This window comes from Microbacterium mcarthurae (assembly GCF_046064585.1).
GTDB lineage: Bacteria > Actinomycetota > Actinomycetes > Actinomycetales > Microbacteriaceae > Microbacterium > Microbacterium mcarthurae.
Genome location: NZ_JAROCE010000001.1, coordinates 874,542 through 899,993, shown reverse-complemented (window position 1 = coordinate 899,993; position 25,452 = coordinate 874,542). Strand labels below are relative to the sequence as shown.

Genomic DNA, 25,452 nt, shown 5'->3' with positions numbered 1-25,452 from the left:
CGCACCCCTCCCGGAACCCCTCGAACCTCGGAAAGGCCATTATGAAGAACACCGGAACCACGGGCACCAACGGCGTCGACTGGGAGGCCCGGGTCGACTTCGACCGGCTCCGCGATGAGCGCCTCGCTCGCGTGAAGGCCGAACTCGAACGCTCGGACCTCGGTGCGGTCCTCGCGTTCGACTTCTCCAACATCCGCTACATGACCGCGACCCACATCGGCACGTGGGCGATGGACAAACTGATCCGCTTCTCGCTGCTGACGCGCAACACCGACCCCATCTCGTGGGACTTCGGGTCGGCGGCCAAGCACCACGCGCTGTACAACCCCTGGCTGGACGTCACCTCGTCCGAGATGGATGCCGACCCGCACGCGCCGCACGAGGGAACCAAGCGGCCCCGGCTCGAGTCCGGCGCCCGCGCCGGTATCTCGACCCTCCGGGGCGCCTTCCCGCCCGACGCCGGCATCGCGGAGGAGGTCGCCCGCAAGATCAAGCGCGAGCTGGAGAAGTTCGGGGTCGCCGACCAGCCGCTCGGCGTCGACGTCATCGAGCTGCCGATCCTGTTCGCGCTGCAGAAGGTCGGCATCCAGGTGGTCGACGGGCAACAGGTCTTCATGGAGGCGCGACGCATCAAGACGAATGACGAGATCCGTCTGCTGACGCAGGCGGCGTCGATGGTGGATGCCGCGTACGAAGACCTGTACCGGTTCCTGCGCCCCGGTGTCCGCGAGAACGAGGCCGTGGGGCTCGTGGCCAAGACCCTCTACGACCTCGGCTCCGAGTACGTCGAGGGCGTCAACGCGATCTCGGGCGAGCGGTGCTCGCCCCACCCCCACGTGTTCTCGGACCGGCTCATCCGGCCGGGCGACCCCGCGTTCTTCGACATCCTGCACAGCTGGAACGGCTACCGCACCTGCTACTACCGGACGTTCGCGGTCGGCTCGGCCAGCACCAAGCAGAAGGACGCCTACACGCGGGCCCGCGAGTACATGGACCGGGCGATCGCCCTCGTGCGTCCGGGAGCTACGACCGCCGACATCGTCTCGGTGTGGCCGACCGCGCAGGAGTTCGGATTCGCCGACGAAGAGGCGGCGTTCGCCCTGCAGTACGGTCACGGCGTGGGCCTGTCGATCTGGGAAAAGCCGATCTTCTCGCGCCTGGTGTCGTTCGACCACCCGGAGGAACTGAAGGAGGGCATGGTCTTCGCCCTCGAGACGTACTGGCCCTCGGCCGACGGGTGGGGTGCGGCCCGCATCGAGGAGGAGGTCGTCGTCACGGCCACCGGCTGCGAGGTGATCACGAAGTTCCCCGCCGAGGAACTGCTGATCGCCGGTCCCCGCTACATCGCCGTGGGCGGGCCGCTGAACAACCAGCGCGACTCGCAGTCGCACTTGAACACGACCTGGGGCCGCGGGGAGGCGTGATGGCGTCGGTCGGTTTCCTCGGTCTCGGCTCGATGGGAGCGGCCCTGGCTCGCCGCCTGCTCGGGGCGGGGCACGACGTGCACGTGTGGAATCGCTCGCGCGGGCCGGTCGACGACCTCGTCGCGGTCGGGGCCGTGGCCTGCGCGACGCCGCGCGAGGCGCTCGCGCACCCGGTGTCGTTCTCGATGCTCGCCGACGGCCCCGCGGCGCTCGCCGTCCTGGATGCCGAGTCCGTGGCATCCACGACCGGCGGCGTCCACGTGAACATGGCGTCGATCAGCCCCGCGGAGGCGGGGGAGCTGCAGCGGCGGTTCGCGGCCGTCGACGCCCGGTACGTCGCCGCGCCCGTGCTCGGGCGGCCGACCGTTGCGGCGGAGGGCAAGCTCAACGTCCTCGTCGCGGGGGCGCCCGGCGACGTTGCCGAGGTCGAGCCGTTCCTGCAGCTCTTCGCCGCGCGCCTGTGGCCGCTCGGCGCCGAGCCGTCGACCGCGAACGCCGTGAAGATCGCGGTGAACTACGACATCATCCACGCCATCCAGGCGATCGGTGAGTCCGTCGCCCTCGTCGAAGCGCGCGGCGTCGACCCCGGCCTGTTCGTCGAGATCCTCACCTCGACGCTGTTCGGTGGGGTGGTGTACAGCGGCTATGGCGGGATGATCGCCCGGCAGGCGTACGACCCGCCGGGGTTCGATGTGGCACTGGGGTACAAAGACCTCCGGCTGAGCGCAGAGATCGCGGGTGAGACCGGGACGCACCTGCCCACGCTCGCCGCATTGACCGCCGTGTTCGAGCGCGCCTTGGCCGAACCCGACCTCGCGCGCCTCGACTGGGGCGCCGCGGCGGAAGTCACTCGGCGCGGACTGCTGCCGGCATCCGACGATGAACGAGAGGAAGGTGCGGCATGAGCCGCAGGTATTTGGTGGTCGGGGGTACGTCCGGCATCGGGCGGGAGATCGTCGCGTCGCTCGCCGCCGACGGGCACGAGGTGACGCTCACCGGTCGCGACGCCGTGGCCGCGGAGGCGATCGCGCGCGAGATCGGGCCCAACGTCCGCGGCATCGCGGTCGACATCTCGGAGCCTGAGGACATCGCTCCGGCGCTCGCCGACGTGGGCGAACTGGACGGCCTCGTCCTCGCCGCGATCGAGCGCGACGCGAACACCGTGCGCGACTATGACATCGCCCGCGCCCGGCGCCTGGTGACCCTCAAGCTCGTCGGGTATACCGAGACCGTGCACACGCTGTTGGACCGGCTCGTGCCGTCGCGGTCGACCGGGATCGTCCTCTTCGGCGGCAGGGCGAAAGACGCCCCGTACCCCGGATCGATCACGGTGTCGACGATCAACGGGGGTGTCGAGGGGCTCACGACGGCCCTGGCGCTGGAGCTCGCGCCCCTGCGCGTGAACGCTCTGCATCCCGGCATCATCGGCGACAGCCCGTTCTGGGCGGGGAAGCCCGCGGGAGTCTTGGACGGCTACTCGTCGCGGACGCCGGGTGGGGAACTCGCGACCATGCGGGACGTGGTGGATGCCACCCGCTTCCTGTTGCACAACGAGGGCGTCTCGGCGACCAACCTGTACGTCGACCGGGGTTGGCGCATCACCTGACCGGCGGCTCGTTCGCGAAGATCTCCGGATGCCGCTCGAGTTCGATGCGCGTGCGTCGGATGTGCCGCTCGAGCACGTGGGCCGCTTCGTCGGCGTCACCGCGACGCAGTGCCGCGACCAGCAGTCGGTGATCGTGATGCGCCGCGCCGTCGTGCCGGGCGTGGGCCGCGGTGACGAAGGCGCGGCGGTAGTGGTGCGTCCGGTTCCACAGGCCCACCACCGTCTCGCCGAGCATCACCGTGCGGGCGGGAGCGTAGGTGAGGAAGTGGAAGGCCCGGTCGTGGCGCAGGAAGTCCTCGGCATCCGCGTCCTCCATCCGCTCGGCCAGGTCGTCCAGGTCGTCGAGGTCGGCCGTCGACAGCAGCGGTGCGCTGATCGCCAGGAGCACCGGTTCGACGCGCTCGCGTACCAGGTACAGCTCTTGACACTCGTCCAGCGTCAAGCGCGACACCCAGGCGCCGGCGTTGGCGACGCGGGTGACCAGTCCCTCCGCCTCGAGGATGCGCAGCGCTTCGCGCACCGGGATCCGGCTCGTGGTGTGTCGGGTGGCGAGGTCTTCTTGCCGGATACGGGCGCCGGGCGGATGGATGCCGCGCAGGATCTCGTCGCGAAGAGTGTCGGCGATTCCCGCCCCGGCGCTGCCGTGATCCCGGGGGACGCGGAGCAGCCCGGTCACTCGGCGGGCCTCGCGGGGTGCCAGAGAAGCGTGGACGCGGTGCGTTCGTACGCCTTGCCCTCGGGGAAGCTGACGAGCTCGAACTGCATCCCCCACGGTGCGCGGAAGTAGATCCATCGCTGTCCCGTCGAGGCCGCGCCGCTGATCACCGGATCCCCCATCACCTCGACGCCGTGCGCGCGGAGGTGGGCGACCGCGGCATCCAGGTCGTCGACGTACAGCGCGAGGTGGTGCCCACCGATGTCGCTGTTGCGCGGGGGAGGAGCCTGTCCGTCGGCGGCGTCGTACGCGAAGACCTCCAGGTTGGTGCCCATGCCGAGGCGGTAGAAGCGGATCTCGCGGATGCGCGTGCGCGGGTGGACGCCGAGCTGCCGCGTCATCCAGTCGCCTTCTCCGCTGCGGCCGGGAAGCGTATACACCGGCTCGGCGCCGAGGACCCCCACCAGGAACGCCTCCGCCTCGTCGAGGTCAGGAACCGTGAAACCGATGTGGTCGCTGCCACGCAGCCCCGGAAGTCCCATCGCACATCCTCCATTGGATCCATTCACGGCGCTGAAACCGCCTGTGAAGCGTACCGCGGCGGAGAACACCTTGTTTTGGCAACAATGTGATCGTACAGTGTGGGTGAACGTCTGTATAGATCGACGCAACGACGCGTGAGGAGCGACATGGCGAAGCGGAAACGGTTGAACACCGGTGTCGAATGGGCGCAACTGGAGACGACCACGGCGGACTGGAAAGCCGCGGACCCCGCGCTCCTGGGCACGATGCTGGGCCAGCTGCACCTGATCCGGGCGTTCGAGGAGGCCGTGCTCGACCTGGCCGGCGCGGGCCTCGTCCACGGCCCCGCGCATTCCAGCATCGGCCAGGAGGGCGGCGCGGTCGGCTCCATCGTCGACCTGCGTCCCGCCGACGCGGTCAACGGCTCCCACCGCGGACATCACCAGTTCCTGGCCAAGACGTTGACGTACGTCTCCGGGGGAGTGCTGGATCCCGCCTCGCTCGTCACCCCGGACGTGCAGACGCTCCTGGACCGCACCCTCGCCGAGATCCTCGGCCTCGCCTCGGGCTTCTCCGGCGGACGCGGGGGCTCTATGCACCTGCAGTGGCTCGAAGCGGGCGCGCTCGGCACGAACGCGATCGTCGGCGGCGGCGCGCCGTTGGCCACGGGGCACGCGTGGGCCCAGAAGCACGCCGGAACGTCGGACGTGTCGATCAACTACTTCGGAGACGGATCGAGCCAGATCGGGTCGGTTCTCGAGTCCATGAACCTCGCGTCGACGTGGAAGCTTCCTGTCGCGTTCTTCATCGAGAACAACCTCTACGCGGTATCGACCCGTGCCGACGAGGCGAGCGCCGACACCCGCTTCTCGGTGCGCGGGCAGGGCTTCTCGATCCCCGCGTGGCGGGTGGACGGCATGGATCCCCTTGCCGTCCACCTCGCGATGGGCGAAGCGCTCGACCGCATGCGCGCGGGGGAGGGCCCCGCCATCGTCGAGGCCGAGGTCTACCGCTTCTTCCACCAGAACGGCCCCTACCCGGGGAGTGCCTTCGGCTACCGGACCAAGGACGAAGAGGGGCAGTGGCGCGCGCGCGATCCGCTCGAGCGGATGGCGTCGGAGATGCGCCGACTCGGCCTCCTCGACGACGCCGAAGCCGCCGCGGTGCGCGAGCAGGCGGTGGCGGCCGTCGCGCAGTCGGTGTCGGCGGTCGTCGAGCCGGATCCCGACCGCCCCGGCCGGCGCCGTATCCGTCCGCAGCTGTGGCCCGATCCGGCGGTCGTGGACACCGGCATCCGGGGGGATGCCTCTGAGCTCGACGCCCTCACGGCGGCCGAGCCCGCCGAGTGGACGGGTTCCTGGCGCGACGTGAAGTTCGTCGATGCCGTCGCCCAGACCATGGACCGCCGGATGGGGGAGGATCCCCGCATCATCGTCCTCGGTGAAGACGTGCACCGGCTCGGCGGCGGCACGAACGGAGCGACCAAGGGGCTCGCCGAGAAGTACGGACCCGACCGCGTCATCGGCACGCCGATCAGCGAGAACGGCTTCTTCGGCGCCGCGGGCGGCATCGCGATGGACGGTCGGTTCCGTCCCGTCGTGGAGTTCATGTACCCCGACTTCATGTGGGTGGCCGCCGATCAGGTGTTCAACCAGGTCGGCAAGGCCCGGCACATGTTCGGCGACAACAACACCGTCCCGCTCGTGCTGCGTACCAAGGTCGCGATGGGTTCGGGCTACGGCTCGCAGCACCTCATGGACCCGGCCGGCATCTTCGCGACCCAGGCGGGATGGCGCATCGTCGCCGCCTCGACGGCGGCCGACTACGTCGGGCTGATGAACGCCGCCCTCGCCCTCGAGGACCCGGTGCTCGTGATCGAGCACGTCGACCTCTACGGCACGGCGGACCGCGTGCCCGACACCGAGCTCGACTACGTCATCCCGCCGGGCCGCGCCGCCATCCGACGTCCGGGGAACGACGTGACCGTGCTCACCTACCTCTCGATGGTGGGACACACCCTCGAAGCGGTCGAGCAGACCGGGACGGATGCCGAGGTCATCGACCTGCGATGGCTCGACCGGGCGTCGCTGGACTGGGACACCGTCGGGGAGAGCATCCGCAAGACCAACGCCGTCCTCATCGTCGAGCAGGGCTCGCGCGGACCGTCGTACGGCGGCTGGCTCGCGGACGAGATTCAGCGCCGGTTCTTCGACTGGCTGGATCAGCCGGTCGAGCGGGTCACCGGCGGAGAAGCGAGTCCCAGCATCTCGAAGGTCCTGGAGCGAGCGGCCATCGCGCGCACCGAGGAGGTCGTCGCCGGGCTGGAACGGGTGCGCGCGGCGGGAGGGATCCACTGATGGCTGTCGTCGTCCGCATGCCCGAGATCGCCACCGGCGCCGCCGAAGCGGCGATCCAGAGCTGGCTCGTCGAGGTCGGCAGTCCCGTGCGCGCGGGACAGGCGATCGTCGAAATCGAGACCGAGAAGGCCGTCGTCGAGTACGAGGCCGAGCGTGCCGGCGTGCTCGCCGGCATCCTGCTCCCCGCCGGGGACGCCGCGGCCGTCGGGGTACCGATCGCCGTGCTCGCCGAGGAGGGGGAGACCGTCGACGCGGCGCTCGCCGCCGCCGGCGGCGCACCCGCGCCCGCGACGGCCGACCCCACCGACGCCGACATCGCCGCCGTCCCGGAGGAAGGTGCGGAGTCCGCAGCGGCACCCTCCGAGGGTGCACCGGAGGCTGCCCCACAGGCCCCGGCGGAGACACCGGCCGCGTCCGCACCCGCCTCGGCCGCGGACGCCGCGCCCCGCGATCAGCGTCTCTTCGCCTCGCCGCTCGTGCGGCGTCTCGCCCACGAGCGCGGGATCGACCTCACCGACGTCCCGGGATCGGGACCGCGGGGCCGCATCGTCCGCCGCGACCTCGAAGCGTGGACGCAGGCGCTCCGGGAGCGGCACCCGGAACCCCGGCCGCAGGCGTCCACCCCCGCACCGGCCGCACCCGCCGGGACGTCTCCCGATCCCACCGGAGCACAGTACGAAGACGTGCCGCACACCGGCATGCGGCGTGCGATCGCGCGGCGGCTGACGGAGTCGAAGTCCACCGTCCCGCACTTCTACCTGCAGGCGGACTGCCGCGTCGACGCGTTGCTGGCTCTGCGCGCCCAGATCAACGAGGGGCGCGAGCAGCGCATCTCGGTCAACGATCTCGTGGTGAAAGCCGTCGCGGGAGCGATGCGCGATGTGCCCGAGGCCAACGCGATCTGGACACCGGATGCCACCCGCCGATTCGCCTCGGCCGACATCGCGGTGGCGGTGTCCGTCCCCGGCGGCCTGCTGACACCCGTGGTCCGCGGCGCCGACCGTCTGTCGATCGGAGAGCTCTCTGCCGCGGTGCGCGACCTCGCCGAGCGTGCGCGCGAGGGGCGGCTGAAGCAGAACGAACTCGAGGGCGGCTCCTTCGCGGTCTCCAACCTCGGCATGTACGGCACGACATCCTTCGCCGCGATCATCAACCCCCCGCACGCCGGCATCCTCGCCGTCGGGGCGGCGACCCGGCGTCCGGTGGTCGAGTCCGACGGCTCGCTCGCTTCGGCGACGGTGATGACGGTGACCCTGTCGGCCGACCACCGCGTGCTCGACGGCGCGCTGGCCGCGCAGTGGTTGGCCGCGTTCGTGGCACGTATCGAGAATCCGCTTCAGATCCTGCTGTGAATCCGTGCGACACCGGGGTTCCGGCTTCCCGGTGGCGCCGAGAACCGGCACGCTGAACAAAGACGTCCGCGCGAGGGTGCGGACCGGAGGAAAGGAACACCCGTGCCCCGTATCGCCGTCATCGGAGGAACCGGCTACGCCGGTAGCCACATCGTCGCCGAGGCCGTCCGCCGCGGCCACACGGTCGTCTCGGTCGCTCGCTCGGTTCCCTCCGAGCGTGTCGACGGTGCCACCTATGTCGAGGGCACCGTGCTCGACGTGCCCGGCCTGGTCGCCGAACTCGACGGCGTCGATGTGGTCGTCTCGGCCGTCGCCCCTCGCGGCGACATGCTGGGCAAGCTCCGCCCGGCCATCGCCCAGTTGACGTCCGTGCTCCCCGAGAGCGTCCGGCTCGGGGTCGTCGGTGGCGCCGGCGGCTCTCTCGTCGCGGATGGCGGCCCGCGCCTGATCGACACGGACGGTTTCACCGACGACTACAAGCCCGAGGCGTCCGAGGCGATCGGCATCCTGGAGGATCTGCGGGCGGACGCGTCCGACCGCGACTGGTTCTACGTGCACCCGGCCGGCGGCTTCGGTGCATGGGCGCCCGGCGAGCGCACCGGGAACTACCGCGACGGCGGGCACGTGCTCGTCGTCGACGACAACGGAGACTCGTTCATCTCGGGCGCCGATTTCGCCGTCGCCGTGCTCGACGAGATCGAGAACTCGCGCCACTCTCGCGACAACTTCACGGTCGGGTACTGACCCGAACGACGACGGCGCCGTCCCTCCGGGGCGGCGCCGTCGTCGTCTTCGTCACACCAGGTCGCGCCAGTCCACGGCATCCGTGTCGGTGGTCGGGACCTCTCCGGTCTCCGGGGCCGAACCGTCTGAGATGGTCGAGAGCGACATCGTGTCGGTCGGCGGTCCCATCACGGTCGCCTCGTCGCGGCGGTGGCTGAGGACGTCGTCGATGTAGGACGTCACGACCTCCGCCAGCGGAACGGATCGCCCGCGTGCTTGCGACATGTACCACCGGTGCTCGAGCACCTGATGGAACACCTCGGCGGGTTCGAGCTTGGCGCGCAGGTCGAACGGGATCGCCATGACGATCGGCTCGAACACGCGTGTCAGCCACTCGTGCGCGACCATCTCCTCGTCGGCGCCCAGGCGTGACACGCGCGCGCGGAACTCGTCGAGGTCGTTCAGCAGTCGTCGAGCCTGATTCTCTTCGACGTCCAGGCCGGTGAGGCGCAGCAGGCGGCGCTGGTGGTGGCCGGCGTCCACCACCTTCGGCTGGATCGAGACGCGAGTGCCGTCGCCGGTGGTCTGGATGGACATCTCGCCGATGTCGAAGCCCAGCGCGTTCAAGCGATGCACGCGCTCGGTGATGCGCCACGATTCGTCGACGGCGAACGTCTCTTTGTCCGTCAACGCGCCCCAGAGCGAGTGGTACGACGACACGAGTCCGTCGGCGATCGCGACGGCATCCACCCCGCCCTCGAGGCGGCCACCGGCTTCGAGGTCCATGATCTCGCCGGCGATGTTGGTGCGCGCGATGTCGAGATCGTGCGCGCGTTGCCCGTTCGTGAGGCGGTTGCCGTGCAGCTCGCCGGTCTCGGCATCCACGAGGTAGGCGGCGAACTCACCCGCGTCGCGGCGGAAGAGCGTGTTGGAGAGCGACACGTCACCCCAGTAGAAGCCGACGTTGTGCAGGCGCACGAGCAGCACGGCCAGGGCGTCGACGAGGCGCGTCGCCGTATGCGGCCGCAGCACCTGGGTGAAGAGGGCGCGATAGGGGAGGGAGAAGCGCAGGTGGGCGGTGACGAGCGCCGCGGGAAGGGGGCGGCCCGAGGCATCCGTCCGACCGGCGATCACGGCGACCCGGTCGACGCACGGTGCGGCGAGCCGGTCGAGGTTGCCCAGCATGTCGTACTCGCGCCGCGCCATCTGTTCGGTCGTCTCCTTGATGGCGACGACGCGGCCCGACAGGTTGGCGAAGCGCACGAGGTGGCGGGAGATGCCTTTCGGCAGGGCGACGATGTGCGAACTCGGCCAGTCAGCGAGACCGGTCGACCACGGCAGCTGCAGGAGCCCCGGGTCGACGGTGCTGGCGGTGATGCTGAGGGATTCGGCCACGGTTCCTCCGAGAAAACGGGTGCGGCGCGGGGAGTCTCGAAAGACTCCCCGCGCCGCGACGATGCGTCGGGTCAGGCCGAAGCGATGGCCTTGTCCGTGAGACGGTCGCCCGACTCGAGGTCGAACACGTGCACGTGACCGGGGACCGGTGCCAGCACGACCGTCTCGCCCGCGTTGGGGTGACGGCGGCCGTCGACGCGGGCCACGATGTCGGTGCGCTTGCCGTTGATGTCGGTGTGGCCGTAAAGGTAGCCGTCGGCACCGAGTTCTTCGACGAGGTCGACGACGACCGAGAGGCCGCGGCCGTCGGCCGGAGCGACCTGGATGTCTTCGGGGCGGACGCCGATGGTGACCTCGGAGCCGTGCGCCTTGCCGATGACGTCGGCCTCGACGGGGACGACGAGGTCGCCGAAGCGGACGCCGCCCTCGGCCAGGTCGACCGGGAACAGGTTCATCGCGGGCGAGCCGATGAAGCCGGCGACGAAGACGTTCTTCGGCTTCTCGTACAGGTCGCGCGGGGTGCCGACCTGCTGGAGCAGGCCGTCCTTCAGAACGGCGATGCGGTCGCCCATCGTGAGGGCCTCGGTCTGGTCGTGCGTGACGTAGACCGTGGTGACGCCGAGGCGGCGCTGCAGCGACGCGATCTGGGTGCGAGTCTGGACGCGGAGCTTGGCGTCGAGGTTCGACAGCGGCTCGTCCATGAGGAAGACCTGCGGCTGGCGGACGATCGCGCGGCCCATGGCGACGCGCTGACGCTGACCACCCGAGAGGGCCTTCGGCTTGCGGGTCAGGTACTGCTCGAGGTCGAGGAGCTTGGCGGCCTCGAGGACGCGGGCGGCACGCTCTTCCTTGCCGACGCCGGCGATCTTGAGCGCGAAGCCCATGTTCTCGGCGACCGTCATGTGCGGGTACAGCGCGTAGTTCTGGAAGACCATCGCGATGTCGCGGTCCTTGGGGGGCACATCGGTGACGTCGCGGTCACCGATCAGGATGCGGCCGGAGTTGACCTCTTCGAGGCCCGCGAGCATGCGCAGCGAGGTGGACTTTCCGCAACCGGAGGGACCGACCAGGACGAGGAACTCGCCATCGCCCACCTCGAGGTTGAGCTTGTCGACCGCGGGGCGGGTGCCACCGGGGTACAGACGGGTTGCGTTGTCAAAGGTGACGGACGCCATTTCTTCTTCTCCTTCACCGGCAGGTACGTGCCGGACGATCCGTAGTGAATGGAATGAACGGGGGCGACCCCGAGCGCGCACGACATTGAGCGCACGGTCAGTATCGCACGTGTCTGGGCATTTCTCAGCCAGGCTCATTACCATCGATGTTCGTTCGCCTTCCCGTGCGTTCCCATCATCGTCAGCGGCTCCCGTCCGCGCCCGAGAGGTTCCATGTCCAACGACCAGACGCCGAATCTGCCCGCCGAGAACGCCCGCCGCGAGGCGGTGCGCGAGAAGGCGCAGCAGGTCAAGGCGCGGCAGACGCGGGCGCGCATTCTCCGTCGCTCCCTCGTGACCGTCGGCGCGGTCGCGGTCGTGGCGGTGGGCGCCGCCGGCGTCACGTACGCTCTGTCGTCGCGCGACGGGCGGTCGCAGGCGCTTCCGGATGTCGCGTCGGACGACGGTTTCGTCGTGACGGCCGCCACCGGCATCGCCGACCCGCTCGCCGACCAGACCGTCGACGGCAACGCCTCCGCCCTCGCGGCCGAGGCGACGGCGACACCGACGCCGGCTCCGACGACGACCGCCGCTCCCGTCGACATCCGCGTCTACGTCGACTACCTCTCGACCGAGGCTCGGGAGTTCCAGCTCGCCAACGCCGAGCAGCTCTCGAAGTGGGTGTCGCAGGATGCCGCCTCCCTGACGTACTACCCGGTGGCGATGCTGACGTCGAAGTCCAACGGCACCAAGTACAGCCTGCGTGCCGCCGGTGCCGCCGCGTGCGTCGCCACGCATGCCTCCGACCGCTTCTTCGCGTACAACCACGAACTCCTCGTCAACCAGCCGGCGGTGGACTCCGAGGGGTACAGCGACGAGAAGCTCGCCGACATGGCGCAGGGCGCCGGTGTGAGCGACCCCGACACGGTGCGTGCGTGCATCGAGGACGAGACGTTCACCGGTTGGGCGAAGGCCGCCACCGATCGAGCCATCAAGGGGTTGCCCGACACTGAGGGTCAAGCGCTGACGGCGACGCCCACGGTGCTCGTGAACGGCACGCCCTACGTCGGCCGCATGGACGACCCGAAGGAGTTCGCGCAGTTCGTCCTCACGGTCGACAGCAACGCCTACTACTCGACGGCGACCCCGACCCCGACGCCCGTCCCGGCGGACACGCCCGCCGGGTGAGACGCGTGGGGCACCGCCCTCGCGCGTCGATAGACTGGCGTTCTCGCCGGCTTGGCGCAATTGGTAGCGCACCGTACTTGTAATACGGGGGTTGCAGGTTCAAGTCCTGTAGCCGGCACATACCCCCGCGGCTCGTTCGTGGTTTCCTCCGCTGGTGATCGCGGATGTCCCGCGAGTCGCCGGCACGAGGAGTGCCCCCTCCCTCCGGGGCGGAAGGGGGCACTCCGCCTCTGTGGGGGCTTCACCGCGCGGCGGGGCGACGAAACCGAGGGGGGTTACCGTCGTAGGATCTCGACCTCGAGGTCGCGGGCTTTCTCGGAGTCCTTCAGCGCCCAGGGCGTGCCGGCGGCATCGATGGCGAGTGCATAGTTGCCGGTGCCGGTGGCATTGCCCTCGAGGGAGGTGATGGTCTGCTCCGAAGGAGTCACGACCGTCACCCGGCCGTCCGCGATGTACGACACGCGCCCGTCGTCGCTGAGGATGAAGGCGTGTCCCGCGGTGGTCGTCGCTTTCCTGGGGAGGTCGATCCTGACCATCGGAATGCTGTCATGCGCGGACCATACGGTTCCATCGTTGGCGATGGCGAGACCCCGGTTACCGTCGCCGGCGGGGTTCCCCGTGAGAGAGACGAAGGTCCTCGAGGAGGGCGAGACCACGGTGACGCGGCCATCGGCGACGTACGAGATGCGACCGTTCTCGCCGAGGACGAAGGCGTGCGCGGCAGTCGCTCTCGCCTTCCCCGCCAGCGCGAGCTTGACCATCGGGTCGCTGTCACGGGCGGACCACACGTCACCGTTCTCATCGATGCCCAGGCCGTAGTTCTGGCCCGCGGCCCAGTCGCCGGTGACCGACGCGAATTTCACGCCGGAGGGGGAGACGACCGTGACCCGCCCGTCAGCGACGTACGAAACACGACCGTCCTCGCCGAGGACGAAGGCGTGTCCGGCGGTGGCCTTGGCCTTTCCGGGGACGGCGATCTTCTGCATCACGCGGCCGTCGTGGGCTGACCATACCGACCCGTCGGCGGCGATGCCGAGTCCCATGTTGCCGAAGGGCGTGGGGTCGGCGGACACGGATGTGAAGGTCACGCCTGCCGGCGAAACGACCCTCGCCGGGCCGTCGGCGACGAAGGAGATGCGACCGTCGCTGCCGAGCGTGAAGGCGTGCCCCCCCATGTCGGTCACCGTTCCGCACCCCAGTTCCTCGGCCAGACCAGCGAACGTGGCGATGCCGGTCGTGTCGGCCAGCGGTGCAGCCGGGTCGGCGGTCGACATCGCTGAGCGGCCGGTGGGCGTACCCGACGCGGGTGCGGTGCGGATGTTCTGAAGCGTCCGGGTGGTGCCGTTCTCGGTCACCGTGACGCTCATCGAGGTGCCGGCCACCCCGCTGAAGCTTCCCTCGCCTGAGAACCGGGCGGTGTCACCGGCGGGGACGACCGACGACGGGGTCACGACCGTCCCGTCGTTCTTCTGGAGCGCGAGAACCCTCCCTACAGGGACGGAGAACTTCTCCCCGCAGCGATTCGCGAACTTCACGTTCCCGACGATGTCGCCTTCCAGCTTCAACTTCCCCGAGAAGGACGCTCGTTGCATGAGCGCCTGCACCGTGACGGACGTATGGGCCGGCACGGAGATCGCCTGACTGGGGACGGTCCACGCGTTGGTCACCGTCTTCGTGGCCGTGTCGGTCCTGCGGAACGACGCCTCGACCTCGACAGACAGGCGATGCGTTACCTCGACCCCGGTCCCGAGCACGGTGACGGACACTTTCCGGTCCAACTCGTTCTTGACCCGGAGGGCCGCGCCCACCTCCGTGGAGGATGTCGTCGTATCCCACGTGGTGACCGTGTTCGATTGCGAGGTCAGCGTCTGGGGGTAGGGGAGATCGTTCCGGAGGGTCGTGGTGTAGGCAGAGTACGGTGCTTGATACTCGGCTGACACGCCGTACGGCGTCACAGCCGGATTGTCGAGCATCACCTCGCTCGTGTCGACGCGAAGGTTGGCGAGTTCGGGGATCGCCAGTGCCCGCTCGATGTCGAAGTCTCCGGTCACCGCTGCGTGAGCTTCGGGCGGTGGGGGACACGAGAGGGCGACGGCGCAGGCGAGGGCGCCGCTGAGCAGCCCGACGGCAGTCTTCTTCATGAAATTCCTTTCCTCATCGAATGGATTCGACCCGACCCCCGGATGCCGGGCATCGAAAGCATTCGACTGCCGTGATGGTGCCGAGGTCGAATGGATTCGATCCGAGAGCGGGGGCGGGTGAGGCAACCCTGTGGTGTCGTCGACGAGAAAATGTTGCGCGCCCCTGCAAATACGGCGAAGTCGACCGTTCAGTTCATGACGACGCCACCCGATGACCCGCCACACCTCACCATGCTGATGCGACTCCCGCCGCCCCGCCGAGGTGTGCCCGGAGCGTCCGTCCCTCGAAACGAGAAGCCCGGGACCGTTCGTCAGCGCATCCCGACGCGCAGCCAGAGCACCCCGTGCGCGGGTGCCGTCAGCCCGCCGGCCAGAGCGACGGACTCGTTCGCGATGAGGTCGACGGCATCCGGGTCCAGGCCCGAGAGGGTCAGCGCGTCGATCTCGACCGCGTGATCGGCGACGTTGGCGATGACGAGCACCGCTGCTCCCGCCTCGCCCGGCCGCAGGAACGCCACGACCGAGTCCACGTGGGCGTCGAAAGCGATGAGGTCGTTGCCGGCGAGCTCGGGGGTTGAGCGCCGCACCTCGATGAGCCGCGTGAGGCGGGCGAAGACGCGGCCTGCGGGGGTCGTGGCATCCGCGCGGTCGGCGTAGTTCTGCTCGGGGCGGTGCGGTCGGTGCACCCATCGGCTGTCGCCCGCCTCGGCGCGGTTGCGCCGGTACGAGTAGTCGTTGAGCTGGGCGACCTCGTCGCCGAGGTAGAGCAGCGGGATGCCCCCGGTCGACAGTGCCAGCGCGTGCGCCAGGATCACGCGGTCTTCGCCGCCGGCGTCTCCGGCTTCGATACCGGCGAGCGAGGCGGTGGTGCCGGCGATGCGCGCGTCACCGGTGCGCGGATTCTCCTGGAACGGCACGCCCCGCGAGAACGAGCCCTCGACGCGGCCGACGTAGAAGTCGTTGAGGAAGCGGCGGTGCGGGTATCCCTGGACGCCGAGCTCGGCGGCGTCCTCATCGGCGAACGTCCAACCGATGTCGTCGTGGCTGCGGACGTAATTCACCCACGCCGTTGCGTCGGGCAAGGCGTGGCGACGCTCCAGGGCCTGCTGCAGCAGCCGGCCGTCGCGCGTCGCGAGCGCTTCCCACGTCAGGGCCATCTGGAGCGGGTTGTAGGAGAGCTGGCACTCCTCGGGCGAGATGTAGGAGATGACCTCGTCCGGGTGCACGATCGCCTCGGACTTGAACAGCAGGCTCGGCGCTGCCATCCGCAGCACCGCGTTGAACGCCTGCAGCAACAGGTGCGCCTCGGGCAACGACTCGCACGCCGTTCCCAGGCGCTTCCAGATGAAGGCCACGGCATCCATCCGGAGGATCTCCACACCCCGGTTGGCGAGGAACAGCATCTCGCCCGCCATGGCTTCGAACACCGCGGGGTTGGCGTAGTTGAGGTCCCACTGGAAGTGGTAGAACGTGGCCCAGATCCAGCGCCCGTCGGGCAGCTGCACGAACGAGCCGGGGTGGTCGTCGGGGAAGATCTCGCGCGTCGTGCGCTCGTAGGCGTCGGGCAGCGCGCGGTCGGGGAAGATGAGGTAGAAGTCCTCGCACCCGGCGTCGCCGGCCACCGCCTTCTGAGCCCACTCGTGCTCATTGCTGGTGTGGTTGAAGATGAAGTCGACCACCAGCGAGATCCCGGCGCGGCGAAGCTCCGCGGCCAGTTCCGTCAGTTCCTCCATGGTGCCCAGGGCCGGGTTGACCCGGCGATAGCTCGAGACGGCGTACCCGCCGTCGCTGTTGCCCTCGGGGCTCTCGAACAGCGGCATGAGGTGCAGGTAGGTCAGTCCGAGCTCGCGGAAGTACGGGATCGACTCCCGGATGCCATGGAGCCCGCCGGCATAGCGGTCGACGTAGCAGACACCGCCGAGCATGCGTTCGCTCTCGAACCAGTCGGGTGCGCTCGCCCGTTCCCGGTCGAGGGCTTTGAGCCCCGCGGGGCGCGCATCCCACGACCGGTGTGCGAGGTCGACAACGGAGGCCAGCCGTTCGCGCCCATCGGGACGATCGCCGTAGAGCCGGAGGAAGAGATCGTGCAAGCGGGGGAGGTGGAGCTCGACTCCCGCGATGAAGTCGCGGTCGGCGCGCGCGGCGGTCAGTCGGGACAGGATTGCCGAGACGTCATCGGGGCCGGCGCTGAGGTGGGGCACGGGGAAAGCCTCGCGCATCGGGGCCGGTGGGTCCACTCGGCGCGCGGGCACGTACGATCGACGACGGCCCCCGACGTGGGCGGCGCCCAGGGAAGAGGATCCATGTCTCAGCGACGATCGGTCGGGATCGCGGTTCTCGGGGCGGTGCTGATCGGCGCGCTGACGGCGCTGCAGGCGCGCATCAACGGCTCGCTCGGGGCGGAGATCGGCGACGGCGTCCTGGCCGGGGCCATCTCGTTCGGCTCGGGTCTGGTGGTCGTGCTCGTCATCGCCGCCGTGCTCCCCGTCGGGCGGGCCGGTGTGCGGCGCCTGGCCGCGGCGATCCGGGAGCGGTCGATCCCCGGGTGGATGCTCCTGGGCGGCGTGATCGGAGCTTTCACGGTGGCCTCCCAGGGACTCGCGGTCGCCACGATCGGGGTGGCTCTGTTCACCGTGGGATTCGTTGCCGGGCAGACCACCGGAGGACTGTTCCTCGACCGATTCGGTCACGGCCCGTCCGGCGTCGTCCCGGTGACGCTCCGCCGCGTTGTGGGTGCACTTCTCGCCCTCGCCGGGGTGGGCGTGTCGCTGACCGGGGACCGGGTGGGCGGCGTTCCCGTGTGGATGCTGGTCGTCCCGGTCATCGCCGGGGCGGGCGTCGCGTGGCAGCAGGGGACGAACGGACGCCTGCGGCTGCGCGTGCAGAGCCCGCTCGCGGCGACAGTCGTCAACTTCGCCGGCGGAACCGCGGTGCTCATCGTCGCGGCGCTCACGCACATCGCCGTCGTCGGACCGCCCCGGGCCCTCCCCACCGATCCGTGGCTCTATCTCGGGGGAACGCTCGGCGTCGTCTACATCTTCTTGTCGTCGGTCATCGTGCAGCACACGGGCGTGCTGGTGATGGGCCTCGGCTCGGTGGTGGGGCTTCTTACCACGTCCGTCGCGCTCGACGCCGTCTGGCCCGCACCCGCGGCGCCTTCGACGCCCGTCGCTCTGGTCGCAGCGGGGGTGGCCATCGGCGGCGTCGTCGTGGCCGCCGTTCCCTGGCGACGTCGGCGCCGCGGCTGAGACCGCGGACGCCCACGAGGGATCAGAGGCGGGTCTCGTCGACCTTACGGCGCTTCTTCCCGCCGGGCATTCGCGAGATGTGCTTCGCGGCATCCACGGTCTTGCGCCGCGTGGGACGTGACCGCACCGGCTTGCCGCCGACGTACAGCCACCCCAGGAGCACCTCTCCCTTGCCCAGCCCATGGGCTTTGGCGAGGACCTTGCTCCGGGTGTTGTCGTCGGTGCGCCAGAACACGCCGAACCCGGCCTCGTCGAGCGCCAGGCTCAGCATGTGGGCGACCCCGGATGCCACGGCCTCCTGCTCCCACGCGGGGATCTTCTTCGAGCTCAGGTCGGCGACCACGGCGATGATCAGCGGGGCACGCCGGGGCTTCGACGACAGCCCCTTCTTGCCGTCGGCCTTGTTCAGCGCCCGCGCGAGCACGTCGCGGTCGGCGCCGCGGATCTCGATGAGCCGCCACGGGCGCAACGACTTGTGGTCTGCGACACGGCCGGCGGCCGCGACGAAAGCCTCGAGCTCGGGCCCCGTGGGGGCCAGGTCGGTGACTTTGGACCACGACCGCCGATCGCGCATGGCCTCCAGCGCGCTCATGCCTCGTCGGCGGGAGTGAAGCTCAGCGAGAGGGAGTTCATGCAGTAGCGGTCGCCGGTCGGTGTGCCGAAGCCATCGGGGAACACGTGGCCCAGGTGGGATCCGCAGTTGGCGCACCGGACCTCGGTGCGCTGCATGCCGTGGCTGTTGTCTTCGAGCAGTTCGACGGCCTCGGGGCGCACCGACTCGTAGAAGCTTGGCCAACCGCAGTGGGAGTCGAACTTCGTGCCGCTCTGGAAGAGCTCGGCTCCGCACGCGGCACAGGCGTACAGGCCGGCACGGCTCTCGTCGAGCAGCTCACCGGTCCAGGCGCGTTCGGTCCCGGCCTGGCGCAGGACTGCGTACTGCTCGGGGCTGAGCTCGGCCCGCCACTGGTCGTCGGACTTGTCGACGGCGTAGGTCATGAGTGGTCTCCTTCGTCGCGTCCATTCTCTCGCGTTCAGGGGACGTCGCGCCCGCACGGGCATAATCACCGGGGTGGACCTGGATGCCGTGACCGTCGTCGTCGACCGCTACACCCGCTTCGCCGACCACGAGGCGCCCGGTCGCTCCGAGACCTACGCGAAGTGGGCGCGTCGGGTCGCCGAGGATCCGGCCGTGGCACGCGTCGTCGCGGCGATCCCGGAGACGCATCGACAGCCCCCGCTGGTCTTCGCCGTGATGCGACTCCTCGGGGCGACCGACGACACCGGGGACGCGTGGGCGGACTGGGTCGTGGCGCACGCCGACGCCATCGTCGCCGAATGCGGTCGCCGGAGCGTCCAAACGAACGAGCCGCTGCGTTGCGCGGCGCTGCTGCCGGCGCTGTCGCTCATCGACGGGCCGATCGCACTCCTCGAGATCGGCGCGAGCGCCGGACTGTGCCTCTACCCGGACCGCTACTCGTATCGCTACGTCTCGGCGGACGGGGACACGACGCGCCTCGACCCCGACGGCGGCCGCAGTCCGGTCGTCCTGGACTGCGCGGTGGACGGCGACCCGCCGCTACGACTGCCCCGGGTCGTGTGGCGGGCGGGGATCGACCTGCAGCCGCTCGACGCCCGAGACCCCGAGGACCGGGCGTGGCTCACCGGTCTGGTCTGGCCGGGGGAGGACGGGCGTCGTGAGCGCATCCAGGCCGCGCTCGACATCGCCGCCGCCGACCCTCCGCTTCTCGTGGCCGGCGACGGGGCCGGCGCTCTCCCGGCGCTCGCCGCACAGGCGCCACGCGACGCGACACTTGTCGTGACGACACCGGGGGTTCTCGCCCACGTGCCGCGGCGGCACCGCGGGGCGATCATCTCCGCCGCCCGCGCGGCCGGCCGGTGGGTGACCCTGGACGCCCCCGGCCTCCACGAGGCGTGGAAGGGGATGCCGACCCTCCGGCCCGGTGGCTTCGCCCTCGCTCTCGACGGCGACGTGCTGGCCAGCGTCGACCCGCTCGGGGCCTGGGTGGCGTGGCATCCCGGATCGGCGTCCCCCTCGCAGTAGCGTGGCGACGTGCCTCTCTCCGACCGTGACCGTGCATTCCTCGCCTTCGAGGCGGAGTGGCGGCGCCACGGCGGAGCGAAGGAGGAGGCGATCCGCGCCGAGTTCGACCTCGCGCCCGCACGGTACTACCAACTGCTGGGACGCCTTCTCGACGAGCCGGAGGCCCTTGCGCATGACCCGATGCTCGTGCGGCGGCTGCGTCGGCGGCGCGACGAGGCGGCGCAGCAGCATCGCGCGCGCCTGGGCCGCACGGCGACGCGGTGACGGGGCCGCGGAACGCCGCCCGATAGCATCGTCCAATGGCCAGATCGACCTTCCCTAGGGATCGCTTCGACGACCTGCCGGTCGAAGCGGGCCGTGTCGGCGCCCACCGGGCCGAACGTCCGCGTTCGCGGGGCTGGATCATCTTCCTCTGGGCCGCACTGGCTACCGTCGTGCTCATCATCGTGGGCATCTTCGGTGTGCTCGTGGCGTCCGGTCGCATTTCGCTCGGGTCTGATCCGTCACCGACCCCCACCGCGGTCGAAACCGCTCCGGCCGCCATCGACACGTCGTACTCGGTCGTCGTGCTCAACGGCACCGCGGATGAGGGGCTCGCCGGCAACCTGCGCGACCGCATCGTCGAGCTGGGCTGGCCCGGCGACAGCGTTCAGACCGGTGACTCGGACACGACCGATTTCGCGACGACGACCGTGTACTACCGCACCGCGGACGATGCCGAGGCCGCTCGCGGTCTCGCCGACGCGATCGGTGGTGCCGACATCGCGGAGAGCGACTTCCTGCAGCCGACGGACGATCCGGACACCGCTGACGACGAGAGCGCCGAGAAACGTCTCGTCGTCGTCATCGGTCTCGATCGCGCGGCGGGTCAGCCCACGCCCTGAGCCTCGCTGCGCCGCGTGTTTCCGTGGGGTAAAAAGTTGGATGCCGCCGTGTCAACAATGCTCTCCCGGGCCGGATCGGCGCGGGCTCGCGTGCTTACGATGACCTCGTCGTTCAGCAACAGGAGATTCGCATGACGCAGGGCACCGTCAAATGGTTCAACGCCGAGAAGGGTTACGGCTTCATCACCGTGACGGACGGCCAGGACGTCTTCGTCCACTACTCGAACATCGAGATGTCGGGGTTCCGGGTCCTTGAGGAGGGACAGGCGGTGGAGTTCACGGTCGGTTCCGGGCAGAAAGGACCGCAGGCGGAATCGGTTCGTCTGATGGCCTGATCCTCCGGCTCACGCACGCCGCGGTCCCCGTCACGGGGCCGCGGCGTCGTCGTTCCCCCTCCGCACCGGGCGGCTTGCACTCCCCAGGGTCGAGTGCCAGAATGAGTTAGCACTCGCTTTTGTCGAGTGCTAAAGACTGGTAGCCACCCGTCCGGGAGGGACGACACACTTATGGCAAAGATCATCGCTTTCGACGAAGAGGCCCGGCGCGGTCTCGAGCGCGGCCTCAACACCCTGGCCGACGCCGTCAAGGTGACCCTGGGCCCCCGCGGTCGCAACGTCGTGCTCGAGAAGAAGTGGGGCGCCCCCACGATCACGAACGACGGTGTCTCGATCGCCAAGGAGATCGAGCTCGACGACCCGTACGAGAAGATCGGCGCCGAGCTGGTCAAGGAGGTCGCGAAGAAGACCGACGACGTCGCCGGTGACGGAACGACCACCGCGACCGTCCTGGCTCAGGCGCTCGTGCGCGAGGGTCTGCGCAACGTCGCGGCCGGTGCCGACCCGATCTCGCTCAAGAAGGGCATCGAGAAGGCCGTCAAGGCCGTCACCGACGAGCTGCTCGCCTCCGCCAAGGAGGTCGAGTCGAAGGAGCAGATCGCCGCGACCGCGTCGATCTCCGCCGCTGACTCGGCCATCGGCGAGCTCATCGCCGAGGCGATCGACAAGGTCGGCAAGGAGGGCGTGGTCACCGTCGAGGAGTCCAACACCTTCGGCACCGAGCTCGAGCTCACCGAGGGTATGCGCTTCGACAAGGGCTACATCAACCCCTACTTCGTCACCGACCCCGAGCGCCAGGAAGCGGTCTTCGAAGACCCCTACATCCTGATCGCGAACCAGAAGATCTCGAACATCAAGGACCTTCTGCCCATCGTCGACAAGGTGATCCAGGAGGGCAAGGAGCTCCTCATCATCGCCGAGGACGTCGAGGGCGAGGCTCTCGCGACGCTCGTGCTCAACAAGATCCGCGGCATCTTCAAGTCGGCCGCTGTCAAGGCGCCCGGCTTCGGTGACCGTCGCAAGGCGCAGCTGCAGGACATCGCGATCCTCACCGGCGGCCAGGTCATCACCGAAGAGGTGGGCCTCAAGCTCGAGAACGCCACGGTCGACCTCCTCGGCCGCGCGCGCAAGGTCATCATCACCAAGGACGAGACCACCATCGTCGAGGGTGCGGGCGACTCCGCTCAGATCGAGGGTCGCGTGACCCAGATCCGCCGCGAGATCGAGAACACCGACAGCGACTACGACCGCGAGAAGCTCCAGGAGCGTCTCGCCAAGCTCGCCGGCGGCGTGGCCGTCATCAAGGCGGGCGCGGCCACCGAGGTCGAGCTCAAGGAGCGCAAGCACCGCATCGAAGACGCCGTCCGCAACGCGAAGGCGGCCGTCGAAGAGGGTGTCGTCGCCGGTGGTGGCGTGGCCCTCATCCAGGCCGGCAAGACGGCGTTTGCGAACCTCGAGCTCACGGGCGACGAGGCCACCGGCGCGAACATCGTCAAGGTCGCCATCGAGGCTCCGCTCAAGCAGATCGCCCTCAACGCCGGTCTCGAGCCGGGCGTCGTCGCCAACAAGGTCGCCGAGCTCGAGGTCGGCCACGGCCTCAACGCCGCGACGGGTGAGTACGGTGACCTGTTCGCGCAGGGCATCATCGACCCCGCCAAGGTGACGCGCTCCGCGCTGCAGAACGCCGCGTCGATCGCGGGCCTGTTCCTCACGACCGAGGCCGTCGTCGCCGACAAGCCCGAGAAGGCCGCGGCTGCGCCCGCCGACCCGACCGGTGGCATGGACTTCTGATCCACGCTCAGGCATGAGAAGAACGCCCCCTCCTTCGGGAGGGGGCGTTCTTCGTTCGCGCCGTCAGGAGTTCCGCGGCTCCGGCGGGGTGTCGCCGAGGCGCACATCGTCGGGGAGGCGTTCGAGCGGCTGCGTGGCGATGAGCGCGTGCTCGCTGGCATCCCGACGCTCGGCGAGAGGAAGAGACACGCGGAAGGTCGCTCCGCCGCCCGGGGTGTCGCGCACATCGACGGTGCCGTGCAACGCGTCCACGATGGATGCCACGATCGACAGGCCCAGGCCGGAACCGCCCGTCTCGCGCGTCCGCGAGGTGTCCGCTCGCCAGAAGCGCTGGAAGATCTGCTCCCGGATCTGCTCCGGCACTCCTTCTCCGTGGTCGATCACTTCGATCCACCCCATGTCGCTCTCGACGTCCACGCCCACCCGCAAGCCGATGGGGGAGTCGTCCGGGGTGAATCGGCGGGCGTTGCCGAGCAGATTCGCCACGACCTGACGGACCCGGTTCTCATCGCCCAGGACGATCGGGGCGAGGCTGGGGATCCGTCGGGGGCCCGTCGTCGTCTCCGGCGGGGCTTTGGGTGCGTTCTCGGTCTCGCCGGGGGTGGCCTCGGCCGCCGTCTCCCGCCTCCGTCGCAGCCGCGACAACGTCGCGCCCGCGATCGCCATCGCCGAGGTCGTCGGGGCGCTTCGTCGCCGATGGGGCCCCGAGGAGGCGTCGTCGGCGGCGGGGTCCTGTTCGAGCGTCATCACCGGCAGCACGATGGCCGCGCGGCTCGTGGTGTCGTCGACCGTGACCTCGCGCTGCGGGGACGTGACGCGGAGGTCGAGCGCGGCATCCCTCGCGATCGGGCGCAGATCCAGCGCCGTGATCGCCACGTCTCGCCGCTCGTCGAGGCGGGCGAGGGCGAGAAGGTCCTCCACCAACGCGCCCATGCGGATGGCTTCCTTCTCGATGCGCTCCATCGCCTGGGCGACGTCGTCATCGGAGCGGATCGCTCCCATCCGGTACAGCTCGGCATACCCGCGCATGGTGACCAGCGGTGTGCGCAGCTCATGGCTCGCGTCGCCGATGAAGCGGCGCATCTGCCGCACCGTGGCATCCCGTTGATGGAGGGCGCCGTCGATACGGGCGAGCATCGCGTTGATGGCCGCCTTGAGCCGGCCCACCTCCGTGTCGGGGACGATGTCGGTCAAGCGCTGGCTGAAGTCGCCCGCCGCGATGTCCATCGCCGTCGTCTCGACCTGACCGAGACTGCGGAACGTCAACGTGACCAACGCGCGCGTCAGCAGCGCGCTGGCGATGAGGATGAGCAGGGCCACGAAGCCGTAGATGCCGACGTACGCCGCCACGATCCGGTCGGTGGGTGCCAGCGGCTGGATGATCATCTGGGTGTAGATGCCGTTGTAGCCCGGAACCTGGAGCAGCCCGACGCGCGCCAAGAACTTCTGCCCCGAGACAGGGTCGTCCAGCTCGATGCGGCGGTCGACCTGACTGTAGGTCTGCTCGACCGAGAAGGTCTCCGGAAGCTCGGGAACCGTCCTCATCGTGGTGCCGTTGTAGAAGGCGACCCGCTGGCCGTCGGGCCCGTAGACGACGACCATCGAGCCGATCTGCGGGGCGTTGTCGACCTGCGCGAACGACAACTGCCCGTCGACATCCTCGGTGACGAAGACGCTGTTGGCGATGTTGCCCGCCGCCTGCTGTCCGAGTTGCTCGTCGAGGTTGTTGATGAGGGTCGTGCGCAGGAAGATGAGAGTGCCGACGCCCGCCGCCACGAGCCCCACGGCCAGAAGCGTGACCGTGACGCCGGTCACCTTCGTGCGGAGGCTGAGTCGACGCCACCAGTGCGTCAGAGCGTCGTCGGAATTCTCCAGGATGGATCCCCGCTCAGGCGGTCTTGCCGGACTTCAGCATGTAGCCGAAACCGCGCTTGGTCTGGATGAGCGGCTCGGAGGAGTGCGGGTCGATCTTTCGACGCAGATAAGAGATGTAGCTCTCGACGATGCCGGCATCGCCGTTGAAGTCGTACTCCCACACGTGGTCGAGGATCTGCGCCTTGGACAGGACGCGGTTCGGGTTGAGCATGAGGTAGCGCAGGAGCTTGAACTCCGTCGGGCTCAGGTCGATCGAGACGTCGCCGACGCTCACGTCGTGCGTGTCCTGATCCATCGTGAGTTCACCGGTGCGGATCACCGACTCCTCGTCCGCCTGCATCGTGCGGCGGAGGATCGCCTGGATGCGCGCGACGATCTCGTCGAGGCTGAAGGGTTTGGTGACGTAATCGTCACCGCCCGCGTTCAGGCCGGTGATCTTGTCCTCGGTTTCGTCCTTCGCGGTGAGGAACAGGATCGGGGCGGTGTAGCCGGCCCCGCGAAGCCGCTTGGTGACGCTGAATCCGTTCATGTCGGGCAGCATCACATCGAGCACGATCAGGTCGGGTTCCTCTTCGAGAACCGCGGAGATGGTCTGCGCGCCGTTGGCGACGGCCCGGACCTGGAATCCGGCGAAACGCAGGCTCGTGATGAGCAGGTCGCGGATGTTGGGTTCATCGTCGACGACGAGGATGCGCGGTGCTGTCATGCGCCCATTATCGTGACTTCGTTCAAGGAAGTGC

23 protein-coding genes and 1 tRNA gene are annotated in these 25,452 nt (G+C 69.5%); 14 read left to right on the top strand and 10 right to left on the bottom strand.

Annotated features, from left to right (window positions below):
* Positions 1 to 41: 41 nt before the first annotated feature.
* The 3 genes from P5G46_RS04395 to P5G46_RS04385 are packed head-to-tail and all read left to right on the top strand — an operon-like array spanning position 42 to position 3,030.
* Positions 42 to 1,424, top strand: a complete 1,383-nt coding sequence (locus P5G46_RS04395) for a M24 family metallopeptidase (RefSeq protein ID WP_375095809.1) — start codon at positions 42 to 44, stop codon at positions 1,422 to 1,424.
* Positions 1,424 to 2,329 (top strand): NAD(P)-dependent oxidoreductase, encoded by a 906-nt coding sequence (locus P5G46_RS04390; RefSeq protein WP_375095808.1) that lies wholly within the window; start codon positions 1,424 to 1,426, stop codon positions 2,327 to 2,329. The genes P5G46_RS04395 and P5G46_RS04390 overlap by 1 nt, the downstream gene beginning before the upstream one ends.
* The gene (locus P5G46_RS04385) at positions 2,326 to 3,030 is read left to right on the top strand and encodes an SDR family NAD(P)-dependent oxidoreductase (RefSeq protein WP_408905052.1); all 705 of its coding nucleotides are present in this window, start codon (positions 2,326 to 2,328) and stop codon (positions 3,028 to 3,030) included. Before P5G46_RS04390 ends, P5G46_RS04385 begins: the two co-directional genes overlap by 4 nt.
* Here P5G46_RS04385 and P5G46_RS04380 read toward each other — a convergent pair.
* Both P5G46_RS04380 and P5G46_RS04375 read right to left on the bottom strand, forming a co-directional pair.
* Positions 3,023 to 3,706: a GntR family transcriptional regulator gene (locus tag P5G46_RS04380; protein WP_408905051.1), complete on the bottom strand. Its 684-nt coding sequence runs from the start codon at positions 3,704 to 3,706 to the stop codon at positions 3,023 to 3,025. The two genes, P5G46_RS04385 and P5G46_RS04380, sit on opposite strands and share 8 nt — an antisense overlap.
* Positions 3,703 to 4,227 carry a VOC family protein gene (locus tag P5G46_RS04375; protein WP_375095805.1) on the bottom strand — a complete coding sequence of 175 codons (525 nt, stop codon included), beginning with the start codon at positions 4,225 to 4,227 and terminating at the stop codon, positions 3,703 to 3,705. Before P5G46_RS04375 ends, P5G46_RS04380 begins: the two co-directional genes overlap by 4 nt.
* A 147-nt stretch (positions 4,228 to 4,374) precedes the next feature.
* Here P5G46_RS04375 and P5G46_RS04370 point away from each other — a divergent pair, with 147 nt between their 5' ends.
* The 3 genes from P5G46_RS04370 (at position 4,375) to P5G46_RS04360 (ending at position 8,660) form a co-directional block, all read left to right on the top strand.
* On the top strand, positions 4,375 to 6,564 hold the full coding sequence (locus P5G46_RS04370) for an alpha-ketoacid dehydrogenase subunit alpha/beta (RefSeq protein ID WP_408905050.1): 2,190 nt from the start codon (positions 4,375 to 4,377) through the stop codon (positions 6,562 to 6,564).
* The gene (locus tag P5G46_RS04365; protein WP_408905049.1) at positions 6,564 to 7,916 is read left to right on the top strand and encodes a 2-oxo acid dehydrogenase subunit E2; all 1,353 of its coding nucleotides are present in this window, start codon (positions 6,564 to 6,566) and stop codon (positions 7,914 to 7,916) included. The genes P5G46_RS04370 and P5G46_RS04365 overlap by 1 nt, the downstream gene beginning before the upstream one ends.
* A gap of 102 nt (positions 7,917 to 8,018) precedes the next feature.
* Positions 8,019 to 8,660 (top strand): NAD(P)-dependent oxidoreductase, encoded by a 642-nt coding sequence (locus P5G46_RS04360; RefSeq protein ID WP_375095802.1) that lies wholly within the window; start codon positions 8,019 to 8,021, stop codon positions 8,658 to 8,660.
* 51 nt (positions 8,661 to 8,711) lie between these two features.
* On the opposite strand, the gene P5G46_RS04355 is transcribed toward P5G46_RS04360, so the two are convergent.
* Complete coding sequence (locus P5G46_RS04355) at positions 8,712 to 10,034, bottom strand: DUF4032 domain-containing protein (protein ID WP_408905048.1); 1,323 nt, start codon at positions 10,032 to 10,034, stop codon at positions 8,712 to 8,714.
* 71 nt (positions 10,035 to 10,105) lie between these two features.
* Complete coding sequence (locus P5G46_RS04350; protein WP_239275046.1) at positions 10,106 to 11,209, bottom strand: ABC transporter ATP-binding protein; 1,104 nt, start codon at positions 11,207 to 11,209, stop codon at positions 10,106 to 10,108.
* 213 nt (positions 11,210 to 11,422) lie between these two features.
* Between P5G46_RS04350 and P5G46_RS04345 the strand changes: the two genes are divergently transcribed.
* The gene (locus P5G46_RS04345) at positions 11,423 to 12,376 is read left to right on the top strand and encodes a DsbA family protein (RefSeq protein ID WP_239275045.1); all 954 of its coding nucleotides are present in this window, start codon (positions 11,423 to 11,425) and stop codon (positions 12,374 to 12,376) included.
* A gap of 45 nt (positions 12,377 to 12,421) precedes the next feature.
* A tRNA-Thr gene (locus P5G46_RS04340) sits at positions 12,422 to 12,494 on the top strand.
* Between the two features lie 157 nt (positions 12,495 to 12,651).
* Here the strand turns inward: P5G46_RS04340 and P5G46_RS04335 are convergent.
* Positions 12,652 to 14,517, bottom strand: a complete 1,866-nt coding sequence (locus tag P5G46_RS04335) for an ETX/MTX2 family pore-forming toxin (RefSeq protein WP_408905047.1) — start codon at positions 14,515 to 14,517, stop codon at positions 12,652 to 12,654.
* Between the two features lie 311 nt (positions 14,518 to 14,828).
* Entirely contained in the window at positions 14,829 to 16,736 is a 1,908-nt protein-coding gene (locus tag P5G46_RS04330; RefSeq protein WP_408905046.1) for an amylosucrase, read from the bottom strand.
* An 84-nt stretch (positions 16,737 to 16,820) separates the two neighbouring features.
* Between P5G46_RS04330 and P5G46_RS04325 the strand changes: the two genes are divergently transcribed.
* Positions 16,821 to 17,765, top strand: a complete 945-nt coding sequence (locus tag P5G46_RS04325; RefSeq protein WP_408905045.1) for a DMT family transporter — start codon at positions 16,821 to 16,823, stop codon at positions 17,763 to 17,765.
* 22 nt (positions 17,766 to 17,787) lie between these two features.
* Here the strand turns inward: P5G46_RS04325 and P5G46_RS04320 are convergent, their stop codons facing one another.
* Positions 17,788 to 18,357, bottom strand: a complete 570-nt coding sequence (locus P5G46_RS04320; protein WP_239275041.1) for a nitroreductase family protein — start codon at positions 18,355 to 18,357, stop codon at positions 17,788 to 17,790.
* Positions 18,354 to 18,761 (bottom strand): peptide-methionine (R)-S-oxide reductase MsrB, encoded by a 408-nt coding sequence (gene msrB, locus P5G46_RS04315; protein ID WP_239275040.1) that lies wholly within the window; start codon positions 18,759 to 18,761, stop codon positions 18,354 to 18,356. Before msrB ends, P5G46_RS04320 begins: the two co-directional genes overlap by 4 nt.
* Positions 18,762 to 18,834: 73 nt before the next feature.
* Here msrB and P5G46_RS04310 point away from each other — a divergent pair, with 73 nt between their 5' ends.
* The 5 genes from P5G46_RS04310 (at position 18,835) to groL (ending at position 22,837) form a co-directional block, all read left to right on the top strand.
* Complete coding sequence (locus P5G46_RS04310; protein ID WP_408905044.1) at positions 18,835 to 19,827, top strand: DUF2332 domain-containing protein; 993 nt, start codon at positions 18,835 to 18,837, stop codon at positions 19,825 to 19,827.
* Between the two features lie 9 nt (positions 19,828 to 19,836).
* The gene (locus P5G46_RS04305) at positions 19,837 to 20,091 is read left to right on the top strand and encodes a DUF3263 domain-containing protein (protein WP_239275038.1); all 255 of its coding nucleotides are present in this window, start codon (positions 19,837 to 19,839) and stop codon (positions 20,089 to 20,091) included.
* A 35-nt stretch (positions 20,092 to 20,126) separates the two neighbouring features.
* On the top strand, positions 20,127 to 20,711 hold the full coding sequence (locus P5G46_RS04300) for a LytR C-terminal domain-containing protein (RefSeq protein ID WP_408905043.1): 585 nt from the start codon (positions 20,127 to 20,129) through the stop codon (positions 20,709 to 20,711).
* A gap of 131 nt (positions 20,712 to 20,842) precedes the next feature.
* Positions 20,843 to 21,046 (top strand): cold-shock protein, encoded by a 204-nt coding sequence (locus P5G46_RS04295; protein WP_013585848.1) that lies wholly within the window; start codon positions 20,843 to 20,845, stop codon positions 21,044 to 21,046.
* A 171-nt stretch (positions 21,047 to 21,217) separates the two neighbouring features.
* Positions 21,218 to 22,837, top strand: a complete 1,620-nt coding sequence (groL, locus tag P5G46_RS04290) for a chaperonin GroEL (protein ID WP_239275036.1) — start codon at positions 21,218 to 21,220, stop codon at positions 22,835 to 22,837.
* A 63-nt stretch (positions 22,838 to 22,900) separates the two neighbouring features.
* On the opposite strand, the gene P5G46_RS04285 is transcribed toward groL, so the two are convergent.
* Both P5G46_RS04285 and P5G46_RS04280 read right to left on the bottom strand, forming a co-directional pair.
* Complete coding sequence (locus P5G46_RS04285; protein WP_408905042.1) at positions 22,901 to 24,652, bottom strand: sensor histidine kinase; 1,752 nt, start codon at positions 24,650 to 24,652, stop codon at positions 22,901 to 22,903.
* A gap of 73 nt (positions 24,653 to 24,725) precedes the next feature.
* Positions 24,726 to 25,418 (bottom strand): response regulator transcription factor, encoded by a 693-nt coding sequence (locus tag P5G46_RS04280; RefSeq protein WP_128216810.1) that lies wholly within the window; start codon positions 25,416 to 25,418, stop codon positions 24,726 to 24,728.
* Positions 25,419 to 25,452 lie beyond the last annotated feature (34 nt).